We start from the raw sequence: 26,418 nt of genomic DNA, 5'->3' as shown, positions 1-26,418 counted from the left end.
GGCCGCCCGTTGGTCGCGACTCGTCGCGCGGACGGCGTCGAGTGGTCACCAACTGTCGGCTGCGACCGCGCGCGCCGACAGTTCGCGACCACTCGACAGAGGGGAGGCCCGTGGGGGCACCGCCCCGCGCCTCCCGTCCGCCTGTTGACGCGCGCTACTGCAGCGTCGCGTACGAGACGCAGGCGTCCCGGAACATGTCGAGCGTCTCGTCCGTCGTCGAGGCGAACACCGACACCCGCGCGACGCCGAGCCGCGTCGTCGCGGTCACGCCGTGGTTGTGCAGCGCCGCGGACAGCGCGGTCAGGCGCCCCTCGGCCGGCCGCAGCACGACGATGCCGGCGCGCTCGCGCGGGTCGCGGCTGGACTCGACCTCGAGCCCGAACTCGTCCGCGATCGCGAACACGCGCTCGACGCGCTCGGTGACGCGCTCCTGCACGGCGGCGACACCGACGGCGGTCAGCCGGTCCAGCGACACCGCGAGGCGGGCCTGCGCGATGGGGTCGATGCGGGTCATCTGGTACCCGGCGGCACCCGGGCGCACGGCGGGGACGTCCACGGGCCAGCCGGTGGTGCCGTGTGGGCCGGACAAGGCCGGACGCAGGCGGTTCAGGGCGCGGTCGCTGAAGGCGGTGAAGCCCGTGCCCCAGCCTGCGTGCAGCCACTTCTGGCCGCCGGTCGCGACGACGTCCGCGATCTCGTACGGGGCGTCGACCACCCCGAAGCCCTGGATCGCGTCGAGGATCAGCAGGCGGTCGCCGATGACCTCGCGGATGCCGGCGAGGTCGGCCAGGTAGCCGGTGCGCCAGTCGACCAGCGACACCGCCACGGCCGTCACGTCGTCGGTCAGGCGCTCCTGGATGAGCGAGGGGGTCATCCACCCGGCACCGGACTCGATGACGACCGGCTGGACCCGGCCGCCGGTCGCCGAGGCGGCGCTCGCCAGCGCGAGCGGCAGCGAGGGGTACTCGTCGGCCGACACCAGCACGCCGCCGGTCAGGCCGAAGGCCGTGTGCAGCAGGCCGGGCGTCGTCGCGGTCTGCGAGACGACCTGGTCCTCGCGGCGACCGACCAAGCGGGCGGCGACCGTGCGGACTCGGGCGTCCTGCTCGTCGAGGGTCTCCATGGCGCCGAAGCGCATGTGCTCCTGGATCGTGCCGAGCACGCGCTGCTCCTCGAGCACGGCGGTCTGCACGGGGCCGAACGCAGCGTGGTCGAGGTAGCCGGGGTCCTCGGAGAAGCCGGCGGCGTACTCGTCGATGTTCACAGGGGTGCACCTTTCACAGTGTCGAACCCTGAGAGTCTACTGGGATCACTGAACGTCAGCGAACCCAGGCCGATCCGCGCAGTAGCGAGGAAGCGTCAGCCGCCGAAGCGTCGCGACCGCAGCCCGAAGTCGCGGACGGCGCGCAGGAAGTCGACCTCGCGCAGGTCGGGGTAGAGCGCCTCGACGAAGTAGAACTCGCTGTGCGCGCTCTGCCACAGCATGAAGTCGGACAGCCGCTGCTCACCCGAGGTCCGGATCACCAGGTCGGGGTCAGGCTGTCCCTGCGTGTACAGGTGGTCGCCGATGAGCTCGGGGGTCAGGACCTCGGCCAGGGTGTCGATCGTGCCGCCACCCGCGCCGTGCGACTCCACGATGCTGCGCATGGCGTCGGCGATCTCGCGGCGCCCGCCGTACCCGACGGCCAGGTTGATGTGGAGTCCGGTCCGGCCGGCGGTGCGCTCCTCGGCCTGCGCGAGCGCGGACACGAGCGAGTCGGGCAGGCCCTCGTTCGACCCGACGTGCTGCACCCGCCAGTCCGTGGTGTCGGCGAGCACCCCGGCCAGGTCGCCGATGATGCCGACGAGCTCGCTGAGTTCCGCCCCGGCACGTCCGGTCAGGTTGTCGGCGGAGAGCAGGTAGAGCGTCACGACCTCGATGCCGAGCTCGTCGCACCAGGTCAGGAACTCCGGGATCTTCGCGGCGCCGGCGCGGTGGCCGTGCGCGGCGGACTCGAGCCCGAGCTGCTTCGCCCACCGACGGTTGCCGTCGACGATCATGGCGACGTGCTTCGGCTTCGCGCTGCCCTCGATCTGGCGGCGGATGCGGCTCTGGTAGGCGCGGTAGAGGATCCCTCGTCCTGCCCATCCCACCCTGCCGGTCACGCACCGAGCGTAGTGCACCGTCGGTCGGAGCGTCCCGAGTGCGGCTCCCCCAGAACTCGTGGCATCCGTTCGGGCACGGGGCTTACAGTCGGCACATGCAAGACGAGCACGAGACCGCCACCCTCCCCCACGTCCCGTTCACCGAAGAGGCCGCGACGACCACGGAGGACACCCGCCCCGCCTGGCGCGGGTGGATCCACCTCGGCGCGTTCCCGTTCGCCATCGCGATGGGCATCGTCCTCATCGCCCTGGCCGACAGCACCGCGGCGAAGGTCGGCAGCGCGGTGTTCATGGCCACGTCGCTGGCCATGTTCGGGGTCTCCGCGACGTACCACCGGTTCCCGTGGGGGCCGACCGTCAAGGCGGTGCTCAAGCGCATCGACCACACGAACATCCTGCTGCTCATCGCCGGCACCTACACGCCGATCGCGATCTGCGCCCTGCCGCACACCCTGATGGTGGTCGTGCTCTGGGTGATGTGGTCCGGCGCCGCCCTCGGCATCGCCTTCCGGGTGCTGTGGATCAACGCGCCCCGGTGGCTGTACGTGCCGATCTACCTGGTGCTCGGCTGCGCGGCGCTCGGGCTGCTGCCGCAGTTCTTCGCGGCGAGCGTCCCGATGACCGTGCTCATCCTGTCCGGCGGTGTCACCTACATCATCGGCGCGCTGGTCTACGGCTTCAAGCGGCCGAACCCGGTGCCCACCCAGTTCGGCTTCCACGAGGTGTTCCACGCCCTGACGGTCGTGGCCTTCGGCGCGCAGTGGGTCGGTGTGCTCATCGTCGCCCTGGACCCGGTGCGCTGACGGTCGCACGTTCCTTCCCGGAACGCGCGCGATGCCTGGTTGTTCCGGGCGTACTCACCCGGAACTTTCGACCAGGTACGCCCGATCCGCCCAGGCACGCCCGGTTCCGTCAGGCGCTAGCGCGTCAACCGCGCTCGGTGTCGTCCCCGACGTCGGCTCGGCCGTCCTCGGCCGCACGCCGCTCCGACTCGTCCGTCGCCGGACCGTCGACCGCGGTGCCGTTCGCTTCCGCCTCGAGACGCTCGCGGATCTCCGACCGGTAGCGCGTCCGGCGGATGCGCCGGGTCATGTCCACGACCAGGACGATCGTCGCGATCGCCACGAGCGCGATGGCGATGAACCCGACGACACCGGGGGTGACGTTCACGTCCGGCACGACGCTGGGGCTGGGACTGGGGGTGGCGGCGAGTGCCGCCGCGATGGAGCTCACGGGGTCGGTTCCTTGTCGGCAGGGATCCCGGCGAACAGATCGGTCTCCGGGAGCTCGGTCGGCACGCGGGCCTCCACGAGCTGGTAGTCCTCGGTCGGCCACACCGTGGCCAGGAGGTCGTTCGGCCAGTAGAAGAACGCACTGTCCGGTGCCACCTGGCTGGCGTGGGCACGGAGCGCGGCGTCGCGCTGGTCGAAGTACTCGTGCACGTCGACGTGCGTGGTCGCGAGGTCGGGCCGGTCGGCGAACCGCTCGACCCACTCGCGCAGCTGCTCGATCGCGGGGCTGTCCGGGTCGCGGTCCTGCAGCGCCTCGAAGATCGTCCGGAAGCGGCGCGGGTTCATCGTGCGCTCGTAGTAGAGCTTCGCGATCGACCACGGTTCGCCGGCCGCGGGGTACGCAGCGGGATCGGCCGCGGCTGCCCAGGCGGCGACGGACACCTCGTGCGTGCGGATGTGGTCGGGGTGCGGGTAGCCGCCGTTCTCGTCGTAGGTGACGAGCACGTGCGGACGGAACCGGCGGATCACCCGGACGAGCGCCTCGGTGCTGTACTCGAGCGGCACGGTCGAGAACGTGCCGGGTCGGACGGTCTCGCCCTTCTCGGCGTCGGGCAGTCCGGAGTCGTGGTAGCCGAGCCACAGGTGGTCGATGCCGAGGGCTGCCTGCGCGGCGGCCATCTCACCACGGCGGTACCCGGCCATGTCGCGGTGCGCACGGCTCGTCGCGGGCTCGCCGAGCTGGTCGTTGAGGATGTCGCCGGCCTCGCCCCCGGTGCAGGAGACGACCAGCACCTCGTGCCCCTCGGCCACGTACTTCGCCGCGGTCGCCGCCCCCTTGCTCGACTCGTCGTCGGGGTGGGCGTGGACGGCCAGCAAGCGGTACGGCACGGGACTTCCTCACGTGGGTGAGCGTGGGCGAGCGGAGGACGAGCGGGGACGGGAAGTGCACAGCGACGCGTGAACTACCCTGGGATCAGGATAATCACCCCGGGAGCCCCGAACTGTCCGAACAGCACCACACCGCCACCCTCGACGACCGCTACGGCCGCACCCCGGCCCGAGCGCGCCGCAGCAAGGCCGTCGCGATCACCGCCGCCATCGCCGTGGTCGTGGTCTTCGCCGCCTGGGTGATCTGGGCGGGTCTCGACCAGTCCGACCGCGGCCTGACCGACGACGTCGTGGGGTACGAGGTCCTCTCCCAGCACAGCACGGTCGTGCATTCGCAGGTCTCCGTCGACCCGGGCGTCCGGGCGAAGTGCGCCGTCCAGGTCCTCGACAAGAGCTACTCGATCGTGGGCTGGAAGGAGATCACCCTCGCCCCGTCCGAGCAGCGCACCCGCAGTGTCAGCACCGAGGTGACGACCACGACCCGTGGCGTCACCGGCTTGATCCACGACTGCTGGATTCCCTAGACTGTCCTGATTCGCCTCTCGAGACCGACCACTCGGCCGGTCTCGTTTTTCATGGTCGAAGGGACAGAAGATGAGCAACGACACGCAGGTCACCTGGCTGACCCAGGAGGCGCACGACCGTCTCCAGGCGGAGCTCGACGAGCTGAGCGGCGAGGGCCGTGCCGAGATCGCGCGCCGCATCGAGGCCGCTCGCGAAGAGGGCGACCTCAAGGAGAACGGCGGCTACCACGCCGCCAAGGACGAGCAGGGCAAGATCGAGGCGCGCATCCGCGTCCTCACGAACCTCCTCAAGCACGCGACCGTCAGCGAAGCCGTCTTCGACGGCACGGTCGAGCCCGGCACCGTCGTCACCGCGGTCATCGCAGGCGACGAGTCGACGTTCCTGGTCGGCAGCCGCGAGATCGTCGCCGAGGGCTCCGACCTGACGGTCTACAGCCCGGTCAGCCCCGTCGGCGCGGCGATCGTCGGCCTCAAGGCCGGTGACAAGGCCACCTACACGGCGCCGAACGGCAAGGAGATCGCGGTCGAGGTCGTCAAGATCGAGCGCTACGAGCCGTAGGCAGCACCACAGACGGACAGGAGGCCCGGGGCGACACCGCCACGGGCCTCCCGTCTGTCCGCTGGTCGCGTCCACGGCCCCGCCCGCCGGGGCGCACCACGGATCCGACAGGACACGCGTCGAACGACTCGTGGATCGTCGCAGGACACGTGCGCAGGGCTAGTGCTCGAGGAGCTCCGGGCGGAAGCCGACCTCGTGCAGGCGCTGGATGACCTCCTGCGCGTGCTCGGGGCCGCGCGCCTCGATCGACAGGTCGAGGGCCACCTCGTTGATGACCAGGCCCTGTCCGTGGCGGGTGTGCAGGACCTCGACCACGTTCGCGCCGGCGTCCGAGATCACCTGGGCGACCCGGGCGAGCTGGCCGGGACGGTCCGGCAGCATGATGCGGATGCCGATGTAGCGCGACGCGGCGACGAGACCCCGGGTGATCACGCGCTCCATCATGAGCGGGTCGATGTTGCCGCCGCTCAGCAGCACGACGGTGCGCCCGGTGTCGCGGACCGCGCCGGACATGATCGCGGCGACACCGACTGCGCCGGCGGCCTCGACCACGAGCTTCGCACGTTCGAGCAGCACGAGCAGGGCGCGGGCGGTGTCGTCGTCGGAGACCGTGACGATGTCGTCGACCAGGTCGCGGATGATCGGGAAGTTCAGGTCGCCGGGGCGGGCGACCGCGATGCCGTCGGCGATCGTCGGTGTCGTCGTGATGGTGACGGGCTCGCCGGCGCGGATCGACGACGGGTAGGCAGCGGCGTTCTCGGCCTGCACCCCGATGACCTTGATCGGTCGTCCGAGCCGCTCGGCCATGCCCTTGACGGCGAGGGCGATGCCGGAGATGACCCCGCCGCCGCCGATCGGCACGACGACGGTGTCCACGTCGGGCACCTGGTCGATGATCTCGAGGCCGAGCGTTCCCTGGCCGGCGATGACGGCGGGGTGGTCGAACGGCGGGATGAAGACCGCGCCGGTGTGCGCGGCGAAGTCCTTGGCGGCGCTCAGGGCTTCCTCCACCGAATGGCCACGCAGGACGACCTCGGCGCCGTAGTGGCGGGTGGCCTGCAGCTTCGGCAGCGCGACACCGACCGGGGTGAAGATCGTCGCCGGGATGCCGAGCTCGCGGGCGGCGAGGGCGACGCCCTGGGCGTGGTTGCCGGCGCTGGCCGCGACGACGCCCTTGGCGCGCTGTTCCTCGGACAGGGTCGACAGGCGGTTGTACGCGCCGCGGACCTTGTACGCACCGGTGCGCTGCAGGTTCTCGCACTTCAGGTGCACCGGTGAACCGAGCACCTCGGCCAGGAACTGCGAGGTCTCCATCGGGGTGACGCGCGCGACGCCCGAGATGGTCTCCCGCGCCGTCTCGATGTCCGCGAGGGTGGGGATCGCGGCGAGCGTGTGCTGGGAGGCGCTGGTGTCGGTCACTCCCCCATCATCGTCGTTCCGGGCGTCCGCGGCGAACCCGTGACACGAGGGATCGTTCAGCGTCAGCCTGCCGTCCCCTTGACCGCGGTCGGCTGCTCGTCGGTGCCCGGCTTCGGGACGTCGCCACGGCGCTTGCGCAACTTGAGGACCTTGCGCCGGCGCTTGGTCCGGACGTTCTCGTCGTGCGCGTCCTGCTTGGCCTCGAGCACGTGGTCGGAGTCCATCGTCTTCCACCGACCGCTCGAGATGGTCGTGACCATGGAGTTGACGGTGGCGATGAGCGGGACGGCGAAGAACGCGCCCGCGATGCCGGCGAGACCCGACGCCGCGGTGACCCCGAGGACGACGGCGAGCGGGTGCACCTTGACGGCGCTGCCCATGACGAGCGGCTGCAGGATGTGTCCCTCGACCTGCTGCACGACCAGGATCACGCCGAGCATGATGATCGCCGCCACCGGGCCGTTGAAGACCAGGGCGACGAACACCGCCAGGAACCCGGTGACGATCGCGCCGACGACCGGGATGAACGACCCGAGGAACACGAAGACCGCGATCGGCACGACGAGCGGCAGTTGCAGGAAGAACGCACCGAGGCCGATGCCGACGGCGTCGACGAACGCGACGAAGATCTGCACCCGGATGAAGCTCGTCAACGTCGTCCAGCCGGCGACCCCGGCACCGTCGATCGCGCTGCGGGCGTTCTTCGGGAAGAGCCGGACCGTCCAGCGCCAGACGTTCTTGCCGTCGATGAGCAGGAAGATCACCGTGAAGATGACGATGAACAGGCCCGTGAGGATGTGCGTCAGCGACGACCCCGCGCTGGCCACTCCGGACAGGATCGAGCCGGAGTTGCTCTGCAGCCAGTCGGTCGCCTGGTTGAGGTAGGAGTTCAGGTCCTTCTGGCTGATCCCGAGCCCGGAGCTGAGCACGAAGTCGCGGATGTTGTCGTACTGCGACAGGGTTCGGTCGCGGAGCGACGGGTAGGCGGCGGCGATCTGGTCGACGACGAGCCAGATGAGCGCCCCGACGGCGGCGAGCCCACCGACCAGGCTGACGATGACGGCGAGCCACTTCGGCACGTGGTGGCGCTGCATCCAGTTCGACAGCGGGACCAGGAGCGCGGCGACGACGATGCCGATGAGGAACGGGATGAGGATCTCGCTGAACAGCGTGACCAGGTAGATGACCACCGCGACGACGCCGACCACGACGAGGATCCGCCACGACCACGCACCGGCGATCCGCATGCCGGGCGGCACCGCGTCATCGACGACGACGGGATCCGTGTGCGGTGTCTTCTTTCCCCAGGCCATGGGCCGATCCTAGCGATCCGAACGTCCTCGCGTTCCAGATACGGCATACGTTCGGACGCCGCGCTGTCGGCGGGGTTCGGTAGCGTCGCCGCATGGTCAGGTCCTCGCTCTCCGCCGCCGAAGCCCGCCGCGTCGCCCTCGCCGCGCAGGGGTTCGGTCGGCCACCGGCGACGGGCGTCTCGACGCGTGCGGTGAACGCTGCGTTCGCTCGGCTCGGGCTGCTGCAGATCGACTCGGTGAACGTGTTCGAGCGCAGCCACTACCTGCCGCTCTTCGCACGGCTGGGGGCGTACGACCGGTCCACGCTCGACCGACTGACCCTCGGCCGGTCCGGGCCCTACACCGAGTACTGGGCGCACGAGGCCGCCCTCATCCCGCGCGACGACCTGCGGCTGTTCCGCTGGCGGATGGACGCCCTGCGGGAGCGCGACGCCGGTCCGACCCGGATCGACGGCGTCACCCGCACCGCCGGGGTCCGACGCGAGCTGCACGCGCTCCTGCGTGCCGAGGGGCCGATGCGAGCCAGCGCGGTCGAGCACGAGTCGAACGTCCGCCGTGGGCCGTGGTGGGGCTGGAGCGACGTGAAACTCGGGCTCGAGCAGATGTTCCGCTGGGGCGAGGCCGTGAGCGCCGGACGGTCGGGCTTCGAGCGCGTGTACGCCCTGCCCGAGCAGGTCCTGCCGGCCGGGTTCCTCGAGACGGCCCCGCCGCGCGCTGCCGCAGTGCTCGAACTGGTCCGGCACGCCACCCGCGCCCTCGGCGTCGGCACCCGAGCGGACATCGCCGACTACTACCGACTGCGGTCGGACGACACCGCCGGCGCCATCGCGGAGCTCACCGCGGCCGGCGAGCTCCTGCCCGTGCGGGTCGAAGGCTGGGGTGAGCGGGCCTGGCTCCACCCCGATGCCCGGGTGCCTCGGCAGCTGACCGCCGACGCGGTGCTCAGCCCGTTCGACCCGGTCGTGTGGTTCCGCCGGCGGGCGGAGCGGATGTACGGGTTCCACTACCGGATCGAGATCTACACACCGGCGCCGAAGCGGGTGTTCGGGTACTACGTGCTGCCCGTGCTGCAGGACGACCGCCTCGTCGGCCGGGTCGACCTGAAGAGCGACCGGCAGCGTGGCGTGCTGCGGGTCCGGACCGCGTGGCAGGAGCCCGGCGAGCACCTCGATGCCGAGCGGCTGGCCGAGACCCTCCGACGCACCGCCGCCTGGCAGGGACTCGACGAGGTCGAGGTCACGGATCGGGGCACGGCTGCCGCCGCGGTCGCCGGGGCGATCGGCCTCCCGCTGGTCCCGCACGAAGCCGTCGACGACGCCGATGCCCCCGAACCCACGGAGCAACTCGACGCCGTCGAGGCCTGACCGGCGTCAGAAGCGGTCGGCGTTCGCCCGCAACCGTGCGATGCGGTCCGGCAACGGCGGGTGCGTCGAGAACAGCCGGTCCATCACGCCGGGGCGCATCGGGTCGGCGATCCACAGGTGGGCCATCGACGAGTTCTGCGTCTGCATCGGTCGGCCGTACGCGCCGAGCTTCTCGAGCGCCCGGGCGAGGCCCTCGGGGTGACGGGTCGTCATCGCACCGGTGGCGTCGGCGAGGTACTCGCGCTGCCGGGACACCGCAGCCTGCACGCCCGCCGCGGCGATCGGCGCCACGACCACGGCCACGATGCCGGCGATGAGCAGCACCGGGTTCGCGCCACCGCCGTTGTCCGAGTTGCGGTTCCGGCCGCCGGACAGGCCGCTGAAGATCGAGATGCGCAGGAGCACGTCGGCGATCAGGCCGACGGCGACCACCAGCCCGAACACCATCGTCGAGACCCGGATGTCGTAGTTGCGGACGTGCCCGAGTTCGTGGGCCATCACACCCTGGAGCTCCTGGTCGTCCATGACCTGGAGCAGCCCGGTCGTCGCCGCGACCACGGCGTGCTCCGGGTCGCGCCCGGTGGCGAAGGCGTTCGGCGACGGGTCCTGGATGACGTAGACCCGGGGCATCGGCATGCCGGTCGAGATCGCGAGGTTCTCGACCGTCCGCCAGAGCCGCGGTTCGGAGGTGCGGTCGATCTCGATGCCGCCGGCGATGGCGGTCGCCTGCCGAGCGGCGAAGAAGTACTGCAGCACCGCGTAGCCCAGGGCGACGGCGAGCACGATGACGCCGATCGACACGTTCCCGGCCAGGTACCCGCCCAGGAACCCGAGCGCGCCGATGATCAGCAGGAAGACCAGGACGATGACGACGGTGTTGCGCTTGTTCCGCGCGATGGCGCTGTACACGGCAGCTGCGAGGCTGGGGTCAGAACTGGACGCGCGGCGGCTCGGCGATGGCTGCCGGCTCGGCGGTCTCGAAGAACGTCGCCTCGGCGAAGCCCCGTCGCTTGGCGAACGTGGAGTTCGGGAAGACCCGGATCTTCGTGTTCAGCTCGCGCACGCCGCCGTTGTAGAAGCGCCGGGCGGACTGGATCTTGTCCTCGGTGTCGACGAGCTCGGTCTGCAGCTGCAGGAAGTTCTGGCTCGACTGCAGCTGCGGGTACCCCTCGGCGACCGCGAACACGCTCTTCAGCGCCTTCTGCATGTGTCCCTCGGCCGCGGAGGCCGTGCCGGCGTCACCGGCCGTCAGGGTCTCGGAGCGCGCCTTGGTGACGTCGTCGAAGACGGCCTTCTCGTGGGTGGCGTACCCCTTGACCGTGTCGACGATGGTCGGGATCAGGTCGGCGCGCCGCTTCAGCTGCACCGAGATGTCGCTCCAGGCCTCGTCCACACGGACCTTGAGCGTGACGAGCGAGTTGTACGTCACCCAGAGGTAGATCCCGATGATGACCAGGATCACCACCACCACTCCGACGACGATCAGCGTCGTGACGAGTCCGGTGTCCATGCGTGGGTGCTCCTTCTCGCGTTCGGATCCGCGGTGCTGCGTGGCCTGAACGGCCGTCGTGAAGTCTACCGACGCGTCCGCAGTGCTCGCGTCGACCGCCAGGGTTCACGGGCGATTCCCGAGTCACGCACACCGGGCGTTCGGGCTGCGGGGCGAACACGACCGGATGCGGGACATCATCCGCGAGGTGTATTGACCCAGCGGCCCGGATCACGTGGGATGGAGCCGGTGAGCACGCGAGGGGACAACGTGGACGACCGGGCCGTCGGGGGCGACGGCCCTCGTCGTCGTACCCGGTTCGTCGCGCTTACCTCGGCCGCGGCCGTCCTCGCCGCGGCACTGCTGGCGGCGGCGGCCGCCCCCGCGTTCGCCGGCACAGCGGCCCACGAACAGGCGACCACCGAACGCGTCAGCGCCGCGAGCACCGCGACCCCCGCACCGGGCGAACTCGTCGGCCCCCCGAGCAGCGGTCGCCCCGGCACCCCCACGCCCCCGCCCGCGTCCACCGGACGACCGCCCGTCGCACCGACCATCGCCGACCCGGGGGACGTGACGAGCAGCACCGCCCGGTTCCACGGCACCGGGACCCCGGCGCACGTCGTCCGCGTCGCGGGCCCCGCGTCGACCGGTTCGGCCGGGTGCTCGGCCCAGGTGCAGGCGAACGGTTCGTGGTCGTGCCTCGGTACGGTGCGGTCGGGTCCGCAGCAGGTCTTCACGGTGCGGGACGTCACCGCGCCGAGCCAGCCGCCCGCGAGTGCCCCGGCTTCCGACGTCATCGTGCCGCCGACCATCGCGTCCGACCACCCGACCAGCGGCGCGCTCTCCGGCACGGGCTTCCCCGGTTCCACCGTGGTGCTGTCGGTCTCCGGATCGTCGACGCAGCAGACCGCCCCGGTCGGCCCGGACGGTCGGTGGGTGACCTCGCTCGCCCTGCGGTCCGACGCGACCGTCACCGTGACCGCCTCGCAGACCGCCAGCACGGCGCGCGGTTACCGCTCCGACCTGCGCAGTGCGTCTTCGGCCCCCGTGCGGATCACGGTCGACCGCACAGCACCGGCAGCCCCGCGGATCACCGCACCCGACGACGGCGACCGCGTCGGTTCGCGTGCCACGGTCGTCCGCGGCACCGGCGAACCCGGTGCCGACGTGACCGTCTACGTCGACCGCGCACCCGTCTGCCGGGCCGAGGTCGCTGCGAACGGTTCCTGGTCCTGCTCCACCGCTGGGTCGCAACTGCGGGCTGGCGGACACGACCTCACCGCCACGCAGCACGACGCCGCCGGCAACTACTCGCGGTCGTCCGCTGCCGTGCAGGTCACCGTGTGGTCGACCTCGGGCGCCCCGAACGGCACCCCCGGCACCTCTGGAACCGGCGGGGACGCACCGACCAACGGCACCGGCTCCGGCTCCGGCTCCGGCTCCGGCACCGACTCCACCGGCACCACGACCGCGCCGGGTGACGGCCAGACCCCCGGCGACACGGGGACCCCGGCCGGCACCGGAACCGGGAACGCAGGCGGCACCGGCGACGACGGCCCCGGATCAGCGGCAGCGCCCGGTGACGGCACCGACCCGACCGGCACGAGCACCCCCGGGGCCGCAGGCTCCGGCGGCCACACCGACTGGTCGGGCCCCGCGGGCGACTGGACCGCTGCCACCGCCTACGACCGCACCGTGCCGACGATCCAGGCCGCGTTCTCGTGGCGGACCGTCCTGATCGCCACAGCCGTCGCCGCGGGGTTCCTCCTGCTCATCGCCGCACCCCTCGCGCTCGTCGCCGCCGCTGCCCGCGGGCGCATCCGCTCGCCCTTCGCCGGACTGCTCGGGCGGAACCGCTCGCGCTCGGACCGCTCCGGGTCCGATGACGTGCTGCCGACCTGGGTGTCGATCACGGTCGCGGTGGCCGTCGCCGCGCTGTGCACGCTGCTCGGCGTGGGCGTCTCGCTCGAGGCCCGCTACGTCCGCCTCGCCATCGCCGTGCTGCTCGGCACCGCGGTGCTCACGGCAGCCGTGGTGCTCGTGACCCGGTGGGCGGCCGGGCCCGACCACCGTGCGGTGGGCTTCCGGGTGTCCCCGTGGCTGGTGCTCGCGGCGCTCGTGGCGTGCGGGATCACGCGGGCCGCGGACCTCTCCCCCGCCCTGATCGTCGGGATGGTGCTCGTGCCGTCGGGACGCCCCGACCTGGACACCGCCGCTCTGCGCCTGGGCTCCGGGATCGCCGCCGGTGCCCGGAGCGCGACCTGGCGGACGGTCGCGCTGCTCGGGCTCGCGACCGCGGGGTGGGTGCTCCACAGCCTGACCGCGGGCGGGGGCTTCTGGTCCGCGTTGACGTCGGAGTTCGCCATCACCCTGTGCGTCGGCGGGGTCGGAGCCGTCGTCGCCACGCTGCTGCCGTTCGCGGGTTCCGCCGGCAGTGCGGTCCTGATGGCCTCGCGTGCCCGGTACGTGGCACTGGCGGTCGTCGCGGTCGCGCTCACCGCCGCGGTCTACTCGGGTCCCGCGGGGACCCACGCGTCGCCGGTGCTGCTCGGCGCGGTCGGCGCGACCTGCGTGGCGGGCGCGATCGGGGCCTGGTTCTGGGCGCGCACCGCGCGACCGGACGCGGCCACCTGACCCGCACCGGGCCTCCCGTCCGCCGTCCCCGCGCGGCGGATACAGTGACGATCGGTGCGTGACGCGCCGTTCGACCGCCCCAGGGAGCGATGATGACCGAGACCCGATCCGACTACGACCCGACGCGGTTCCGCGAGGTGTTCGAGGGCAGCTACACGTACGCGAACGGCTTCGCGCGGAACACCCACCGCTTCGCGGACCGGCCCGCGCTGCGTGACCCGGACACGGGTCGGTCGTGGACCTACGCGGAACTCGGGGACGTCGTCGACCACATCGGCGGGTGGCTCGTCCGGCACGGTGCCGGGCGGGGTTCGGTCGTGATGGTCGAGCTGTTCAACTCGCCCGAGTTCGCGATGCTCTACCTGGCGTGCCACCGCATCGGCGCGGTGTTCTCGCCGACGAACTTCCGGCTCGCGCCCGACGAGGTCGCCTTCATCATCGAGGACTCCGCGCCCGTGGTGCTGGTGCACGACGCGGTGCGCGGCGACGACATCGCCCGAGCGCTCGAGACCGCGCCGCACCGTCCGGACCACATCGTCGTCGTCGGTGGCGACGACCACGCAGCGCGCCACGACGACGACCCCGCACACGACGCGCGGGTCGCGTTCACCGCCCTCCTCGCCGCCGACCCGGTCACCCCCGCCGAACTCGCCGCGACCGAGCCCCGCAGCACCTACGACGAGACCACCCGCCTCTACACCTCCGGCACCACCGGGCGACCGAAGCCGGTGCCCCTGCCGAGCCTGGTCGAGGTGCTCAGCGCCCACGACGTCGTGATGCACTTCCCGCTCAGCCCCTTCGACAAGACGCTCAACATGTCGCCGCTGTTCCACCGTGGCGGCCTGTACTCGGGCGGCCCGAACCCGGTGTTCTACGTCGGCGCCGAGCTCACCACCCTGCGGCACTTCGACGCCGAGCGGGTGCTCGACCTGGTCGAGTCCGAGCGGCTGACGTTCCTGATCGGTGCGCCGCCGAACCTGGTGCAGCTCGCGAACGCGCAAGAGGCCCGGCCCCGCGACCTGTCGTCCCTGCACGGCATCGTCACGATGGGTGCACCGCTCGACCGCGCCGCCGCACTCCGCTACCAGGAGCTCCTGTCCCCGCGGATCTTCAACGGCTACGGGACGACCGAGACCTTCTGGAACACCTTCCTGCGTCCTGAGGACTTCCCCGACGGCGCCGGCTCCACCGGACGAGCATCGACGGACGACGACGTCGCCGTGGTGCGCGTGTACGAGGACCGCCTGGCCGACCCGAGCGACACCGTGCCGAAGGACGGCTCCGAGATCGGCGAGTTCGCGGTCCGGACCGTGAAGTCCGGCTACTCGTACCGCAACCCGGGGCTCGAGGCGGAGAAGTTCGCGAACGGCTGGTTCTACCCCGGCGACCTCGCCACGTGGGACGAGCACGAACGGGTGACGATCGTCGGCCGCAAGGACGACATGATCATCTCCGGCGGCGAGAACGTCCACCCCGTCCAGGTCGAGGCCGCACTGCAGGAGCACCCGGGCGTCGCCGACTCGATCGTCGTCGGGATCCCGGACGAGCGGTGGGGCGAGGTCGTCACGGCGTACGTGGTCCGTGCAGCGGGACGGCTACCGGAGGACGACGTCGCGGCCGCCGCCGAGCTCGAGGAGTGGACAGGCTCGCACCCCGGTCTCGCCCGCTACAAGCGGCCGCGGCGGTACCGCTTCGTCGACGAGCTGCCCTACAACGCGACGGGCAAGAAGGTGCACTACCTCGCCAAGGCGACGGCAGCGGAGGACCAGGCGGCGGGCCGACTGCTCGAGCCGTAGCGGGCTCTGCACGTGCGCGGCGCCGGACGGGAGGCCCGTGGCGGCCCCGCCCCGCGCCTCCCGTCCGTCAGCCGGTCGCGTCCACGGCCGCGCCTGCGTGCGTTCCTTCCCATGCCGCGTGCGGTGCTTTGCCGGATCGGGCGTACCTGGTCGAAACTTCCGACCAGGTACGCCCGATCCGGCCAGGTACGCCCACGTACCCCCGGGCCGCGCTACGTGTGGCTCGGCGCGTTCCGGGCGAACAGACCCGGCAGCAGCCCACCGATCTTCGTCCCGATGCACAGGCTGACGAAGGTCGCCAGGGGCGTCGCGAGGGACTCGGGGTCGAACGTGGCCACCGCCACCAGCCCGACGGTCCCGGGGACGAGCAGCAGGAACGCCGGGAAGAACGACACCGTCGCCGGGATCGCCGGCACGAGCCGCTCGAGCAACCGCGTCGCGACGAACAACAGCGCCGCCGTCGCCCCGGTCGCGACGACGCTCCCCCACACCGGCGTCGTCCCGCTCACCAGCGCGTAGGCGGTGACCATGACGGCCACCGACACGAGCGTCAGCCGCCAGCCCGACCGGAACACCAGGCCGAGGCCGACCGCCAGGACCACCACGGCGACCCACGACACCCAGTAGGACGGCACGGACTCCCACCCGGCCAGGTCCGTGCCGACGCCGGCGACCTCGCCGACGAGTGCCGCCGAGGACGGGTCGACGTGCAGCCCGGTCAGCGCACTGCCCGAGGCGATGCCGGCCGCCATGAAGCCGAGCATGATGAGCCCCTGGACCAGCCGCGAGGACCCGGTCACGATGTCCGCGGCGGTCAGTTCGAGCAGGGCGTTGGTGATGAGGGCGCCGGGGACGAACACCGCCACCGGGGCGCACACGGCGAACAGCGGGACCTGCTCGAACCCGGCGCCCGCGGCGACGAGTCCGACGATGGCCGTCGACACGAAAGCGGCAAGGAACGGGATGATCGCGACGGCCTCGCGGAAGCGCCGGAGCAGCAGGCCGATGACCCCGACGAGCGCACCGACCAGGAGCGCGAGCAGGATCGCCCACCACGGGCACCGGAACACGACGGCGAGCCCGGCGGAGGTCAGCGCGTTGCCGAGGATCCACGGCAGTGCGGACGGCGGGACGGTGCCCGCACGGATGGCCCGGACGCGTGCGGGGATCTCGGCGAGGGCGATCGACCCGCTCTCCAACCCGAGCACGACCCGGTTCGCCCGTGCAGCCTGTCGTGACGACAGCTCGACGCCCTCGGCGTTCACGATCGTCGCCGCACCGGTCGAGACCTCGCTCACCATCACGAGCGCCGGCAGCACCCCGATCGCCAGGGTCGGACCGACCCCGGCGGCGTCGCGGGCCTTCTCGAGCGCCGAGCGGACGTCGGTGACGGAGCTGCCCGCGTCGAGCAGCAGTGCACCGAGTGTGCCGAGGAGCATGCCGACGGGGACGGTCTCGCCGTCGACGACCTCGACGTGGGCCTCGGGCCGACGGAGGGCGTTCTGCAGGTTCGCGAGTGCGCTTCCGAGTCCGACCACGCAGGCGATGTTAGCGATAGAGCGTGGCCTCGATGACCACGTTGTCGACCGACGCGGAGCCGTCCGGCCGCTGCAGGCACGTGATGAGCAGGAGCCGGCCGGGCTCGTCCGCCCAGACGTCGGCATCGGCGGCCACGGTCGCCTTCGTGATCCGCTCGGAACCGGTCACCGTCCACCGCGCGTCGCCGATCCGGACGCGGCTGCCGACCGTGACCTCGGAGCGTTGCCCGTCGACGTCGATGAGCAGGTTGCCCGGGCCGATCGCACCGTTCCGCAGCGAGTGCATGACGACGAACACGGTGCCGTCCGCGCGGTCCACCAGCGGGACCCCCAGGTTGCGGACCCGGTAGGCCTCGCTGAACCCCGGCGGCGTGATCTGCCCGTCGACGGCGTCCAGTTCGCCGAGCGGCACCTCGAGCCCGACCGACGGCACCACGAGCTGGACGCCGGTGTCGGCGACCGCGTTCGAGGCAGACGCCGCCGTCCCCGACTCGCCCGGGTCGAGCGTGACCTGCTTGCCGTCGAGCGACGTGCCGGTGATCGCCGTCGGCGATGCGGCTCCGGTGGTCGCGGTGACCACACCGACCACGCCGACGACGAGGGACGCCGCGGCGAGCACGGCGATCGTCCAGAGCAGCGCGGTGCGCGGTCGGGTGGGTGGGGCGGTCATCTTCCGTTCCGGGGTGGTGACGGACGTGTCGGACGGGAGGCGCGCCTCCCGTCCGACACCTGGGTGCCGGGATCCGCGTGGCGGGGTCGACCGCCCCGCGGATCCCGGTGCGTCAGTCCTGCTGGGTGACGCGGCGGCGGTACGCGATGAACGCGACCGAGCCGAGGGCGACGACGCCGAAGGCCGACAGCCCGATCCACGGCAGGGCCGAGGTGCCGGAGACGGTGCCTCCGGTGTTCACGGCTGCGCCGGTGGTGACGGCCGTGGTGGTGTCGATCGGGTCGACGACGACGGTGCCGTCAGCGGTGACCGTGATGGCGAGCGAGACCACGGCGGTGCCGTCCGATGACTCCACCGCGATGGTGTGCGCTCCGGCCGGGGTGTCCGTGGGGATCACGACCGAGGTCGCGAAGGCCCCGTCGGCGTCCGTGGTCACGGTGCCGAGGACGACGGGGTCGCTGTGCAGGACGATCGAGTACTCCGTCGCTGCCGGCAGGCCCTCGGCGCGCAGCGGCACCGAGTCGCCGACCGTGAAGGTGGTGGTGCCACCGGTGCTGATCGACGGGGCCGGGGTGGTCGGCCCGGTGGTGGGCTCCGTGGTCGGGCCGGTCGTCGGGCCGGTCGTCGGCTCCGGGATGCCCGGCTCGCTCGGCTCGGTCGTCGGCTCCGGGGTGCCCGGCTCGCTCGGCTCGGTCGTCGGCTCCGGGGTGCCGGGCTCGCTCGGCTCGGTCGTCGGCTCCGGCGTGCCCGGCTCGCTCGGCTCGGTCGGCTCGGGCGTGGGTGCCTCGGCTGCCGTGTAGGCGATCGAGATCGGCTGCGGCTTCTTGGCCGCGGCGTCGTTCGCGCCGGACGTGTACCAGTACGAGCTCTGACCGGTCTCGTTCTGGAAGTCGACGAAGTCCGCCGGCCACGAGCCCCAGTCGGCGTTCGTCTTGTTCAGGCTCGTCGCCGACGCGGGCTCGACGCCCTGCCAGTCCGGGCTCACGGTGATGCCCGAGCTCGTGACGTCGACGTCGGTGAGGGTGGCGAGGTGCACCGTGCGCGGCGTCAGCGGCGCCCAGCTACCCCCGTCGCGCGAGGCCGCGTAGCCCGAGACCGTCGCCGTGAGCTCACCCGTGCCGTCCGCTGCGACGTGCAGTTCCGGGTCCTCCGCGGACCAGTAGGTCAGGCCGCCGTAGAACGCGACCGTGAAGCCGCCGTCCCACGCGATGTCCGCGGTGCCGGCTGCGGCGTCGACGGTACCCGTCCCCGCGGCGAGCGTCAGGACGCCGGCGGTCGTGGTGCCCGGGCGGACCGTGGCGCCGTCGCCGGTCTGGCACTTCGTGGCGAAAGTCGGGGTCGAGGTGCCGCCCGCGGTCTTCGGGTAGGCGATCGAGACGTTGCCGGCCGAAGCGGCGTAGCCGGGCGACGGGTTGGTCGCGGTCCACGGAGCCGAGGCACCCGAGTTGCCGGCGACCCCGGCGGACAGGAAGTTGCAGCCGCCGAAGTAGGCGCCGGCGTTGGCCTCGTTGCTGAGGCTCCAGGACAGCGACGCGTCGGTGACGTCGGCGGATGCGGCGTTCGCGGGGGCGGCGCCGAGCGCGGCGGCCGCGGCGATGGTCGCGCCGAGGGCGACGGCGGTCGCGCTGGCGGCCAGACGCCGGGCGCGAGGAGAGGACAGGTGCATTCGGGTGGTCTCCAAGTTTGGGTAGCCTTACCTAACTCCCTGAGCATAGGGACAGGAGTTAGGTTAGGCAACCCTAAGTTGGATTCGGCCGGACATGCTCGTGCGCGGACCTGGTTCGCGCACGTCAAAGCGACAGATCCGCGCGGGCGCGCTCCTTCCGTGCCGCCATAGCGACAGTGTGCCGCGAACGGTTGGCGGCACGACGTCGCTTTCGCGGGACGCACGCGTGTGACGGACGGGAGGCGCGGTGCGGGCGCGCTACGGGCCTCCCGGCCGGGCTGGGGTCGGTTCACACCCGCCGAAGCGACAGATGCACCCGCGGATGCGCCGTCTTGCCCGCCAGGGCGACAGTGTGCCGCGAACGGTTGGCGGCAGACTGTCGCTTTCGCGGGACGCGCACGGGTACCCCCGGTGGGACTCGAACCCACAACTCGGCGATTTTAAGTCGCATGCCTCTACCGATTGGGCCACGGGGGCGGGCCGCAACAGCCTACCGATGCGCGAGAGGCGGCCACCCCGAAGGGTGACCGCCTCTCGTGGACTGCTGCTGGGACTACTTGGCGTCGGCCGGGGCCTTCACGGGCTCGGCCTCGTTCGAGACGTCCTTGGCGGGCTCGCCGTACGCCGGACCAGCGGCACCAGCAGGCTTGCCCTCTTCGGGAGCCGGAGCGGCGGCCGGAGCTGCCGGGGCCTCGGCCGCGGGCTTCGGACGGGACGCGAAGGCCTCGAACGCAGCGCGCGGGGTCTCACGGTCGTCGAGCGACGCGATGTCGCGGCCCAGGAAGAAGCCGCCGACCCAGTCGCCGATGACGCGCCACTTGCGCTCCCACGACGGCATCGCCATGCCGTGGTAGCCACGGTGCGCGCCCCACGCCAGGAAGCCCTTCATGGCGAACTTGCCGGACTGGAACACGCCGATGCCGAGACCGAGGCCCGCGACGGCGCCGAGGTTCTCGTGCTTGTAGTCGGTCGTGGCCTCGCCACGGATGGTCGCGACCAGGTTCTTCGCGAGCTGCTTCGCCTGACGGACGGCGTGCTGGGCGTTCGGCACGCAGAAGCCGCCGACGCCACCACCGGTGAGGTCCGGCACGGCTGCGACGTCGCCACAGGCCCATGCGTCCGCGATCACGCCGTTGTCATCGACGACGCGCAGGTCGGGCTGCACGCGGATGCGACCGCGCTGCTCGAGCGGGAAGTCGGTGCCCTTGACCATCGGGTTCGCCATGACACCGGCGGTCCAGATGATGAGGTCGGACTCGATCTTCTCGATCGCGCCGTCGCTCGTCTTGAGCTCGCAGACGCCACCGACGGCCGAGGCCAGCTGGGTCTCGAGGTGCACGTTCGCACCGCGCTGCGCCAGGTTCTTGAGCACCCAGTGCGAGGTCTCGAGCGAGACCTCGGGCATGATGCGGCCCATCGCCTCGACCAGGTGGAAGCGCGTCTCGTCGAAGGAGAGCTGCGGGTAGCTCTTCAGCAGGTCGGTGACGAAGGAGCGGAGCTCGGCGAACACCTCGATGCCGGCGAAGCCACCACCGACGACGACGACGGTCAGCAGGCGGTCACGCTCGGGACCGGCCGGCAGGTTCGCCGCCTTGTGGAAGTTCGTGAGGATCTTGTCGCGGATCGCCGCGGCTTCCTCGATCGTCTTGAGGCCGATGGCCTCGTCCGCGACACCCGGGATCGGGAACGTGCGGGACACCGCGCCGGCGGTCATGACGATCTGGTCGTAGGACTCCTCCCACGCCTCGCCCTCGGTCGGCGTGATCGTGGCGGTCTTCGTCGCGTGGTCGACCTTGGTGACCTTCGCGGTGACGACGCGGGTGTTCTTGAGGTGGCGGCGGTGCGAGACGACCGCGTGACGCGGCTCGATCGAACCGGCAGCGACCTCGGGCAGGAACGGCTGGTACGTCATGTACGGCAGCGGGTCCACCATGACGACCTCGGCTTCGCCCTGGCGAAGGTGCTTCTCGAGCTTCCATGCGGTGTAGAAACCGGCGTAACCGCCGCCGACGACGAGGATCTTGGGCACGGGGGATGATCTCCTTGGATGGGGGTTTCGGAGTCGAGTCAGACTTCGCCGCCACCCGCCCCGACTCCAGCGTCTGCACCGTCATCATACGCCCGGCACTCACACCGGGAGGGCGACCAGTCCGCGCGCTCGAGCGCGAGGTCACCGATGGGGTTGACGCCGGGTCCGGCGGCGAGGGCGTGACCGACGAGGGCGTGCAGGCACTTCACACGGGTGGGCATGCCACCGGCGCTGATGCCGACGATCTCGTCGACGTGCTCGATCGACTCGCGATCGGCCAGGTAGGACTCGTGGGCCGCGAGGTACGCGGCCGCGGTGGTGTCGTCCTCGAGCAGTGCTGCCAGCTCCGGCATCACCTGGTTGGCCTCGAGGGTGCTGACCGCGGCGGTGGCCGCGGGGTGGCACAGGTAGTAGAACGTCGGGAACGGGGTGCCGTTCGACAGTCGGGGCTTCGTGGAGACGACCGTGGGGTTGCCACAGACGCACCGTGCCGCGATCCCGATGACGTCGCGTGCCGGTCGGCCGAGCTGCGCCGACACGACCTGGACGTCGCGGTCGGAGGGCGGGTCGAAGGGAGGGGTCGTCACGGGAACGTGAGCCTACCGGAGACCCGGTACCCCGCGCACCGTCGTGCCGGACGGGTCCGGCTCGGAGCTACTTGCTCTCGCCGGTGCCCGAGACGTCCGGGGCCACGAGGTCGGCGGCTGTCTCGTCGGTGAGCCCCGACTGCAGCACGGAGGACAGCATCGCCTGCACCCAGTCCACCTTCGGCGTCTGGACCTTCGTGCTGACGGGCGTGCCGGAGTCCGTCGTCGGCGTGGTCTCGGCCTTCCGGTCCTCGGCGCCCATCACGAGGTAGCTCTCCTCGCCCGGGTACACGTAGAGCAGGCGGTCCCGCGCCTGCGCCTCGATGTACGCGGGGTCGTCCCAGCGGGCGACGTCCTTCTTCTTCTGCGTGACGTCGGCCTTCTGGCTCGCGACCTCACGCTGCTGCTGGGCGATCTGCTCCTGCTGCTGGATGAGCGTGCGGAGCGACGGGGCGAGCACCACGACGAAGAGCACGATGATCGCGAGCATCAGCAGGCTGAACCCGGAGAAGTGGATCGAGCGGTACCAGGGCTGCGCCGACGTGCTGCCGTCGGGCATCGCCACGGGGACGCGGCGGACGCGGGGCTTCTGGCTGGGCACGTCCCGACGATAACCCGACCGACGCGGTGGGAGCGCCCGGCACGCGGCCGTTCGGTGGCCTCTCAGCGACTCGCGTCGTCCGATCGCTCCGGCCGGGAGGCGCGGGTCCGGCCCGCCAACCCGTCCCGCGCAGGGAGCGGTCACGACCCACCGCCCGGCGCGCGTCCGGCGGTCACGTCCCGTCGGATGAGTCCGCGCCTGCCGACGTCTTTCGACCGCTCGACGCCGCGCACACGACGAGACGCCGCCCTCCCGGAGGAGGACGGCGTCTCGGTGGTGCCGGTGCTGCTGGCCGAGCTGCTTACAGTGACTTGGCGCGCGGGAAGGCCGAGCGACCGGCGTACACCGCGGCGTCGCCGAGCTCTTCCTCGATGCGGAGCAGCTGGTTGTACTTCGCGACGCGGTCCGAGCGGGCCGGTGCGCCGGTCTTGATCTGACCACCGTCGACCGCGACCGCGATGTCCGCGATCGTGGTGTCCTCGGTCTCGCCGGAGCGGTGCGACAGGATCGAGGTGAGGCCGTGACGGTGCGCGAGCGAGACCGCGTCGAGGGTCTCGGTGAGCGTGCCGATCTGGTTGACCTTCACCAGGATCGAGTTCGCGGCCTTCTCGTCGATGCCCCGCTGCAGACGCTTCGGGTTGGTGACGAACAGGTCATCGCCGACGATCTGGACCTTGTCGCCGAGCTCGGCGGTCAGGTGCGACCAGCCTTCCCAGTCGTCCTCGGCCAGCGGGTCCTCGATCGTGACGAGCGGGTAGTTCGCGACGAGGTCGGCGAAGTACGCGGTGAACTCCTGGCTCGAGAGCTGCTTGCCCTCGAACGAGTACTTGCCGTCGTGGAAGAACTCGGTGGACGCGACGTCGAGGCCGACGGCGATGTCCTTGCCCGGGGTGTAGCCGGCCTTCTCGATCGCGGTCAGCAGGAAGTCGAGCGCCGCACGGTTCGACGCGAGCTCCGGCGCGAAGCCGCCCTCGTCGCCGAGGCCGGTCGCGAGGCCCTGCTTCTTCAGCTCGCCCTTGAGGGCGTGGTAGGTCTCGACGCCCCAACGGAGCGCCTCGGAGAACGACTCGGCGCCGTACGGCACGAGGAAGAACTCCTGGATGTCGACGTTGGTGTCCGCGTGGGCACCGCCGTTGACGACGTTCATCAGCGGAACGGGCAGCGTGTGCGCGTTCGGGCCGCCGAGGTAGCGGAACAGCGGCAGGTCAGCCGAGTCGGCAGCGGCACGGGCCACGGCGAGCGAGGCACCGAGGATCGAGTTCGCGCCGAGGCGGGACTTGTTCTCGGTTCCGTCGAGCTCGATGAGCGCGGCGTCGACGAGGCGCTGGTCGGTGGCGTCGAAGCCCTCGAGCGCCGGGCCGATCTCGTCGAGGACGGCGTCGACGGCCTTGAGCACGCCCTTGCCGCCGTAGCGCGAGGCATCGCCGTCGCGGAGTTCGTACGCCTCGAACGCGCCGGTGGAGGCACCGGAGGGGACGAGCGCGCGGGACACGACGCCGTCGTCGAGGAGGACCTCGACCTCGACCGTCGGGTTGCCTCGGGAATCGAGGACTTCGCGTGCGCCTACGGCATCGATCAGGGCCACGGGGTACTCCCTACACATTGGTTGTGGTGTTTGCGGGACCGATCCTAGCGAGCCGAGGTGAACACGACGTCGACCGTGACGCCCGGTGTGGACAACTCAGTCGAGCGGGCGGAACTCCACACCCTCGAGCGACGTCGTGTCGGCGCCGACGGTCGCGAAGGCGGAGAACCCCTGCGCGGCCAGACCGGCGAGCAGGTTCTTCGTGTTCTTGGTGCGCCGTTCGAGCCGCACGCGCCGGTGCGATGCGAGCGCCTCGTTCTTGAGGGCGGCGAGTCGGACGGGGTCGACGTCCTTGTCGTAGACGAGCACCACGGCGTCCGACTCGGCGGACTCCGGGAGTGTCACGAGGTCGACCAGGCGCTCGAAGCCCAGCGAGAAGCCGACCGCGGGGACGTCCTGCCCGAGGAACCGACCGATCATGCCGTCGTACCGACCGCCGCCGCCCAGGCTGTAGCCGAAGTCGGGGTGCGCGACCTCGAAGATCGTGCCGGTGTAGTAGCCCATGCCGCGCACGAGCGTCGGGTCGAAGCGCAGGTCGACGCCGGGCAGCGCTTCCCGCAGGCGCAGCAGGTCGGCGAACGCCTCGGCGTCGAGCCAGGCAGCCCCCTCGACCGAGGTCCAGTCCGCGGCCTCGAGCGCACGGATGGTGTCCTCGAGCCCCGGCAGCTCCTGTCCGACGGTGCTGCGGAGCTCGGCGGCGACGCCGTCCGGGCCGATCTTGTCGAGCTTGTCGACCGTGATGAGTGCGCGGTCGGCGGCAGCGGGGTCCGCGATGCCCCACGACGCCAGCAGGGTCAGCAGGATCCGCCGGTCGTTGATGCGGATCGTGGTGCCGGTCACCCCGAGCTCGTCGAGCGCGGCGGTCGTGGCGCGGATGAGCTCGATCTCGGCCAGCTGCCCGGGCTCCCCCAGGATGTCGATGTCGCACTGCACGAACTGGCGGTAGCGCCCCTTCTGTGGACGCTCGGCGCGCCAGACCGGCGCGATCTGCACCGATCGGAACACCGAGGGCAGCTCGGCGCGGTGCGAGGCGTAGAACCGGGCGAGCGGCACGGTCAGGTCGAACCGGAGCCCGAGGTCAGCGAGGTCGAGCGGCGCCTGGGCAGCCTGCAGGTCCTCGGTGCTGAGCCCGCGCTTCATGACCGCGAACGCCAGCTTCTCGTTGTCTCCGCCGAGCCCGGAGTGCAGCCGCGCGGCGTCCTCGACCACGGGGGTCTCGATCTCGTCGAACCCGTGCCGCGAGTAGACGTCGCGGACGACACCGAGCACGTGCTCGCGTCGGGCCTTGTCCGCGGGGAGGAAGTCACGCATGCCACGGGGTGCCGTCACGGTCGTCGCCATGGCGTCAAGTCTGGCAGATGCGCATCGACGAGTTGCGCGGCATGCGTCCTACTGGCATACTGCATTCAGTACCTCGGTTCGGAGCGTGCCTGATCCACTCTCCGGACCGATCGCGTGGGCACCGTGCTGCAGTGTGCCCCGCGACCCGAGCGGGTTCTGCGTGCACACCTCTCCCTGGGGGTGTGCCCACCCGCTCACGGGCGCCCTCCTTTTTCGGGTTAGGAGGGCGCCCTTCTCTTTTCCCCAGCGCATCTCCGTCCCCCCGGCACACTCACTCCGCGGCACGGCCGGCTTCCTCGAGCGCAGCGACCGCCACGCGGAGACTCGCGACCGGGTCGATCCCGTCCCGCACCGCTCCGGCGACCTCCTCGAGCATCGCGATCCCCCACGCCGGGTCCACCGCCCCCGCACCGTCGGCCGGTGCCGGCGCCCCGACCGATGCCCGAGCGGTTCCCGCTCCGGGTGCCGCGGCCGACGTGGCGGACGTGCCACGGGCCTCCCGGTCAGCAGCCGAGCCGAACGCGGCGGGCGCGGCGGCCACGACCGACGCGACGGCCGTGTCGGCCGCACCGTGCTCCTCCAGGCGCTCCAGCAGCTTGACGGCCCGCTCCAGCGGCGGCATCGCGCGCGGGACGCCGTCGAGGGCGCTCGTCCGGGCCGACTTCTCCGCCGCCTTCGCCGCGCGCCACACCCGGACCACGTCGTCGACGGTGTCCGCGGTCTCGTCGCCGAACACGTGCGGGTGTCGACGGACCATCTTGTCGCGGACCCCGGCGGCGACGTCCTCCAGGGTGAACTCCCCCGCGCGTTCGGCGATCCCGGCGTGCAGGACGACTTGGTACAGGACGTCGCCGAGCTCCTCGCGGACGTCGTCCGGGTCGCCGTCGTCGATGGCGTCGACGAGTTCGTAGGACTCCTCGACCGCGTAGCGCGCGAGCGTGGCGTGGGTCTGAGCCCGGTTCCAGACGCAGCCCCCGTCCTCGGCGAGCAGGCGGTCGACGACGGTCACGAGGTCCGGTACGGCGGTCATCGCGCCAT

At 71.6% G+C, this 26,418-nt stretch carries 23 protein-coding genes and 1 tRNA gene; 6 read left to right on the top strand and 18 right to left on the bottom strand.

Annotated elements, in window-relative coordinates; genetic code table 11:
* Positions 1-154: 154 nt before the first annotated feature.
* Together EDF33_RS06355 and EDF33_RS06350 are read right to left on the bottom strand one after the other, a co-directional pair.
* A complete protein-coding gene (locus tag EDF33_RS06355; protein WP_111084809.1) occupies positions 155-1,264 on the bottom strand; it encodes an aminotransferase class V-fold PLP-dependent enzyme in 1,110 nt (369 codons plus the stop codon).
* 95 nt (positions 1,265-1,359) lie between these two features.
* Complete coding sequence (locus EDF33_RS06350) at positions 1,360-2,145, bottom strand: isoprenyl transferase (protein ID WP_173170760.1); 786 nt, start codon at positions 2,143-2,145, stop codon at positions 1,360-1,362.
* A 95-nt stretch (positions 2,146-2,240) separates the two neighbouring features.
* Between EDF33_RS06350 and EDF33_RS06345 the strand changes: the two genes are divergently transcribed.
* Entirely contained in the window at positions 2,241-2,948 is a 708-nt protein-coding gene (locus EDF33_RS06345; RefSeq protein WP_132099563.1) for a hemolysin III family protein, read from the top strand.
* Between the two features lie 124 nt (positions 2,949-3,072).
* Here the strand turns inward: EDF33_RS06345 and EDF33_RS06340 are convergent, their stop codons facing one another.
* Entirely contained in the window at positions 3,073-3,378 is a 306-nt protein-coding gene (locus EDF33_RS06340) for a hypothetical protein (RefSeq protein WP_123294745.1), read from the bottom strand.
* A complete protein-coding gene (mca, locus tag EDF33_RS06335) occupies positions 3,375-4,265 on the bottom strand; it encodes a mycothiol conjugate amidase Mca (protein ID WP_123294744.1) in 891 nt (296 codons plus the stop codon). The genes EDF33_RS06340 and mca overlap by 4 nt, the downstream gene beginning before the upstream one ends.
* Positions 4,266-4,288: 23 nt before the next feature.
* Here mca and EDF33_RS06330 point away from each other — a divergent pair, with 23 nt between their 5' ends.
* On the top strand, positions 4,289-4,789 hold the full coding sequence (locus EDF33_RS06330) for a DUF4307 domain-containing protein (protein WP_165918729.1): 501 nt from the start codon (positions 4,289-4,291) through the stop codon (positions 4,787-4,789).
* Positions 4,790-4,859: 70 nt separating this feature from the next.
* On the top strand, positions 4,860-5,348 hold the full coding sequence (gene greA / locus EDF33_RS06325; RefSeq protein WP_111084815.1) for a transcription elongation factor GreA: 489 nt from the start codon (positions 4,860-4,862) through the stop codon (positions 5,346-5,348).
* Positions 5,349-5,507: 159 nt separating this feature from the next.
* Here greA and ilvA read toward each other — a convergent pair whose 3' ends face one another.
* Both ilvA and EDF33_RS06315 read right to left on the bottom strand, forming a co-directional pair.
* Positions 5,508-6,767 (bottom strand): threonine ammonia-lyase, encoded by a 1,260-nt coding sequence (ilvA, locus tag EDF33_RS06320; RefSeq protein ID WP_123340649.1) that lies wholly within the window; start codon positions 6,765-6,767, stop codon positions 5,508-5,510.
* A 62-nt stretch (positions 6,768-6,829) separates the two neighbouring features.
* Positions 6,830-8,080, bottom strand: coding sequence for an AI-2E family transporter (locus EDF33_RS06315; RefSeq protein WP_132099562.1), 1,251 nt, complete (start codon positions 8,078-8,080; stop codon positions 6,830-6,832).
* Positions 8,081-8,172: 92 nt separating this feature from the next.
* On the opposite strand from EDF33_RS06315, the gene EDF33_RS06310 reads away from it, so the two are divergent.
* On the top strand, positions 8,173-9,444 hold the full coding sequence (locus tag EDF33_RS06310; RefSeq protein ID WP_132099561.1) for a crosslink repair DNA glycosylase YcaQ family protein: 1,272 nt from the start codon (positions 8,173-8,175) through the stop codon (positions 9,442-9,444).
* A 6-nt stretch (positions 9,445-9,450) separates the two neighbouring features.
* Here the strand turns inward: EDF33_RS06310 and EDF33_RS06305 are convergent, their stop codons facing one another.
* Positions 9,451-10,353: a M48 family metalloprotease gene (locus EDF33_RS06305; RefSeq protein WP_132099560.1), complete on the bottom strand. Its 903-nt coding sequence runs from the start codon at positions 10,351-10,353 to the stop codon at positions 9,451-9,453.
* Between the two features lie 19 nt (positions 10,354-10,372).
* Positions 10,373-10,954, bottom strand: coding sequence for a LemA family protein (locus EDF33_RS06300; protein ID WP_111084820.1), 582 nt, complete (start codon positions 10,952-10,954; stop codon positions 10,373-10,375).
* Positions 10,955-11,182: 228 nt separating this feature from the next.
* Between EDF33_RS06300 and EDF33_RS20095 the strand changes: the two genes are divergently transcribed.
* Complete coding sequence (locus EDF33_RS20095) at positions 11,183-13,567, top strand: Ig-like domain-containing protein (protein ID WP_165918728.1); 2,385 nt, start codon at positions 11,183-11,185, stop codon at positions 13,565-13,567.
* A 92-nt stretch (positions 13,568-13,659) separates the two neighbouring features.
* Positions 13,660-15,363 carry an AMP-binding protein gene (locus EDF33_RS06290; protein ID WP_132099559.1) on the top strand — a complete coding sequence of 568 codons (1,704 nt, stop codon included), beginning with the start codon at positions 13,660-13,662 and terminating at the stop codon, positions 15,361-15,363.
* Between the two features lie 212 nt (positions 15,364-15,575).
* On the opposite strand, the gene EDF33_RS06285 is transcribed toward EDF33_RS06290, so the two are convergent.
* The 10 genes from EDF33_RS06285 to EDF33_RS06240 form a co-directional block, all read right to left on the bottom strand.
* The gene (locus tag EDF33_RS06285; protein ID WP_132099558.1) at positions 15,576-16,901 is read right to left on the bottom strand and encodes a threonine/serine exporter family protein; all 1,326 of its coding nucleotides are present in this window, start codon (positions 16,899-16,901) and stop codon (positions 15,576-15,578) included.
* 10 nt (positions 16,902-16,911) lie between these two features.
* Positions 16,912-17,571, bottom strand: a complete 660-nt coding sequence (locus EDF33_RS06280; RefSeq protein ID WP_132099557.1) for a class F sortase — start codon at positions 17,569-17,571, stop codon at positions 16,912-16,914.
* Between the two features lie 112 nt (positions 17,572-17,683).
* A complete protein-coding gene (locus EDF33_RS06275) occupies positions 17,684-19,252 on the bottom strand; it encodes a hypothetical protein (protein WP_132099556.1) in 1,569 nt (522 codons plus the stop codon).
* A 388-nt stretch (positions 19,253-19,640) separates the two neighbouring features.
* Positions 19,641-19,714 (bottom strand) — tRNA-Leu (locus tag EDF33_RS06270).
* Positions 19,715-19,790: 76 nt separating this feature from the next.
* Positions 19,791-21,266 carry an FAD-dependent oxidoreductase gene (locus EDF33_RS06265; protein WP_123294735.1) on the bottom strand — a complete coding sequence of 492 codons (1,476 nt, stop codon included), beginning with the start codon at positions 21,264-21,266 and terminating at the stop codon, positions 19,791-19,793.
* Positions 21,267-21,304: 38 nt separating this feature from the next.
* The gene (locus tag EDF33_RS06260; RefSeq protein WP_111084823.1) at positions 21,305-21,853 is read right to left on the bottom strand and encodes a DUF501 domain-containing protein; all 549 of its coding nucleotides are present in this window, start codon (positions 21,851-21,853) and stop codon (positions 21,305-21,307) included.
* A gap of 67 nt (positions 21,854-21,920) precedes the next feature.
* Positions 21,921-22,454: a septum formation initiator family protein gene (locus EDF33_RS06255; protein WP_111084824.1), complete on the bottom strand. Its 534-nt coding sequence runs from the start codon at positions 22,452-22,454 to the stop codon at positions 21,921-21,923.
* A gap of 301 nt (positions 22,455-22,755) precedes the next feature.
* Positions 22,756-24,039: a phosphopyruvate hydratase gene (eno, locus tag EDF33_RS06250; protein ID WP_131845281.1), complete on the bottom strand. Its 1,284-nt coding sequence runs from the start codon at positions 24,037-24,039 to the stop codon at positions 22,756-22,758.
* A gap of 96 nt (positions 24,040-24,135) precedes the next feature.
* Entirely contained in the window at positions 24,136-25,380 is a 1,245-nt protein-coding gene (gene hisS, locus EDF33_RS06245) for a histidine--tRNA ligase (RefSeq protein WP_132099555.1), read from the bottom strand.
* A gap of 271 nt (positions 25,381-25,651) precedes the next feature.
* On the bottom strand, positions 25,652-26,410 hold the full coding sequence (locus EDF33_RS06240; protein ID WP_132099554.1) for a MazG family protein: 759 nt from the start codon (positions 26,408-26,410) through the stop codon (positions 25,652-25,654).
* Positions 26,411-26,418: the final 8 nt, after the last annotated feature.

The organism is Curtobacterium sp. PhB146 (assembly GCF_004342995.1).
GTDB lineage: Bacteria > Actinomycetota > Actinomycetes > Actinomycetales > Microbacteriaceae > Curtobacterium.
Note: the sequence above shows the minus strand (reverse complement) of the source record. Positions and strands in the feature narration are given on the sequence as shown.

Bases quoted from the DNA above. Each gene is read 5' to 3' on its own strand.
- EDF33_RS06240 (WP_132099554.1), bottom strand. From the start codon at position 26,410: ATGACCGCCGTACCGGACCTCGTGACCGTCGTCGACCGCCTGCTCGCC.
- EDF33_RS06315 (WP_132099562.1), bottom strand. From the start codon at position 8,080: ATGGCCTGGGGAAAGAAGACACCGCACACGGATCCCGTCGTCGTCGAT.
- EDF33_RS06300 (WP_111084820.1), bottom strand. From the start codon at position 10,954: ATGGACACCGGACTCGTCACGACGCTGATCGTCGTCGGAGTGGTGGTG.
- EDF33_RS06310 (WP_132099561.1), top strand. From the start codon at position 8,173: ATGGTCAGGTCCTCGCTCTCCGCCGCCGAAGCCCGCCGCGTCGCCCTC.
- EDF33_RS06280 (WP_132099557.1), bottom strand. From the start codon at position 17,571: ATGACCGCCCCACCCACCCGACCGCGCACCGCGCTGCTCTGGACGATC.
- EDF33_RS06290 (WP_132099559.1), top strand. From the start codon at position 13,660: ATGACCGAGACCCGATCCGACTACGACCCGACGCGGTTCCGCGAGGTG.
- EDF33_RS06345 (WP_132099563.1), top strand. From the start codon at position 2,241: ATGCAAGACGAGCACGAGACCGCCACCCTCCCCCACGTCCCGTTCACC.
- greA (WP_111084815.1), top strand. From the start codon at position 4,860: ATGAGCAACGACACGCAGGTCACCTGGCTGACCCAGGAGGCGCACGAC.
- hisS (WP_132099555.1), bottom strand. From the start codon at position 25,380: ATGGCGACGACCGTGACGGCACCCCGTGGCATGCGTGACTTCCTCCCC.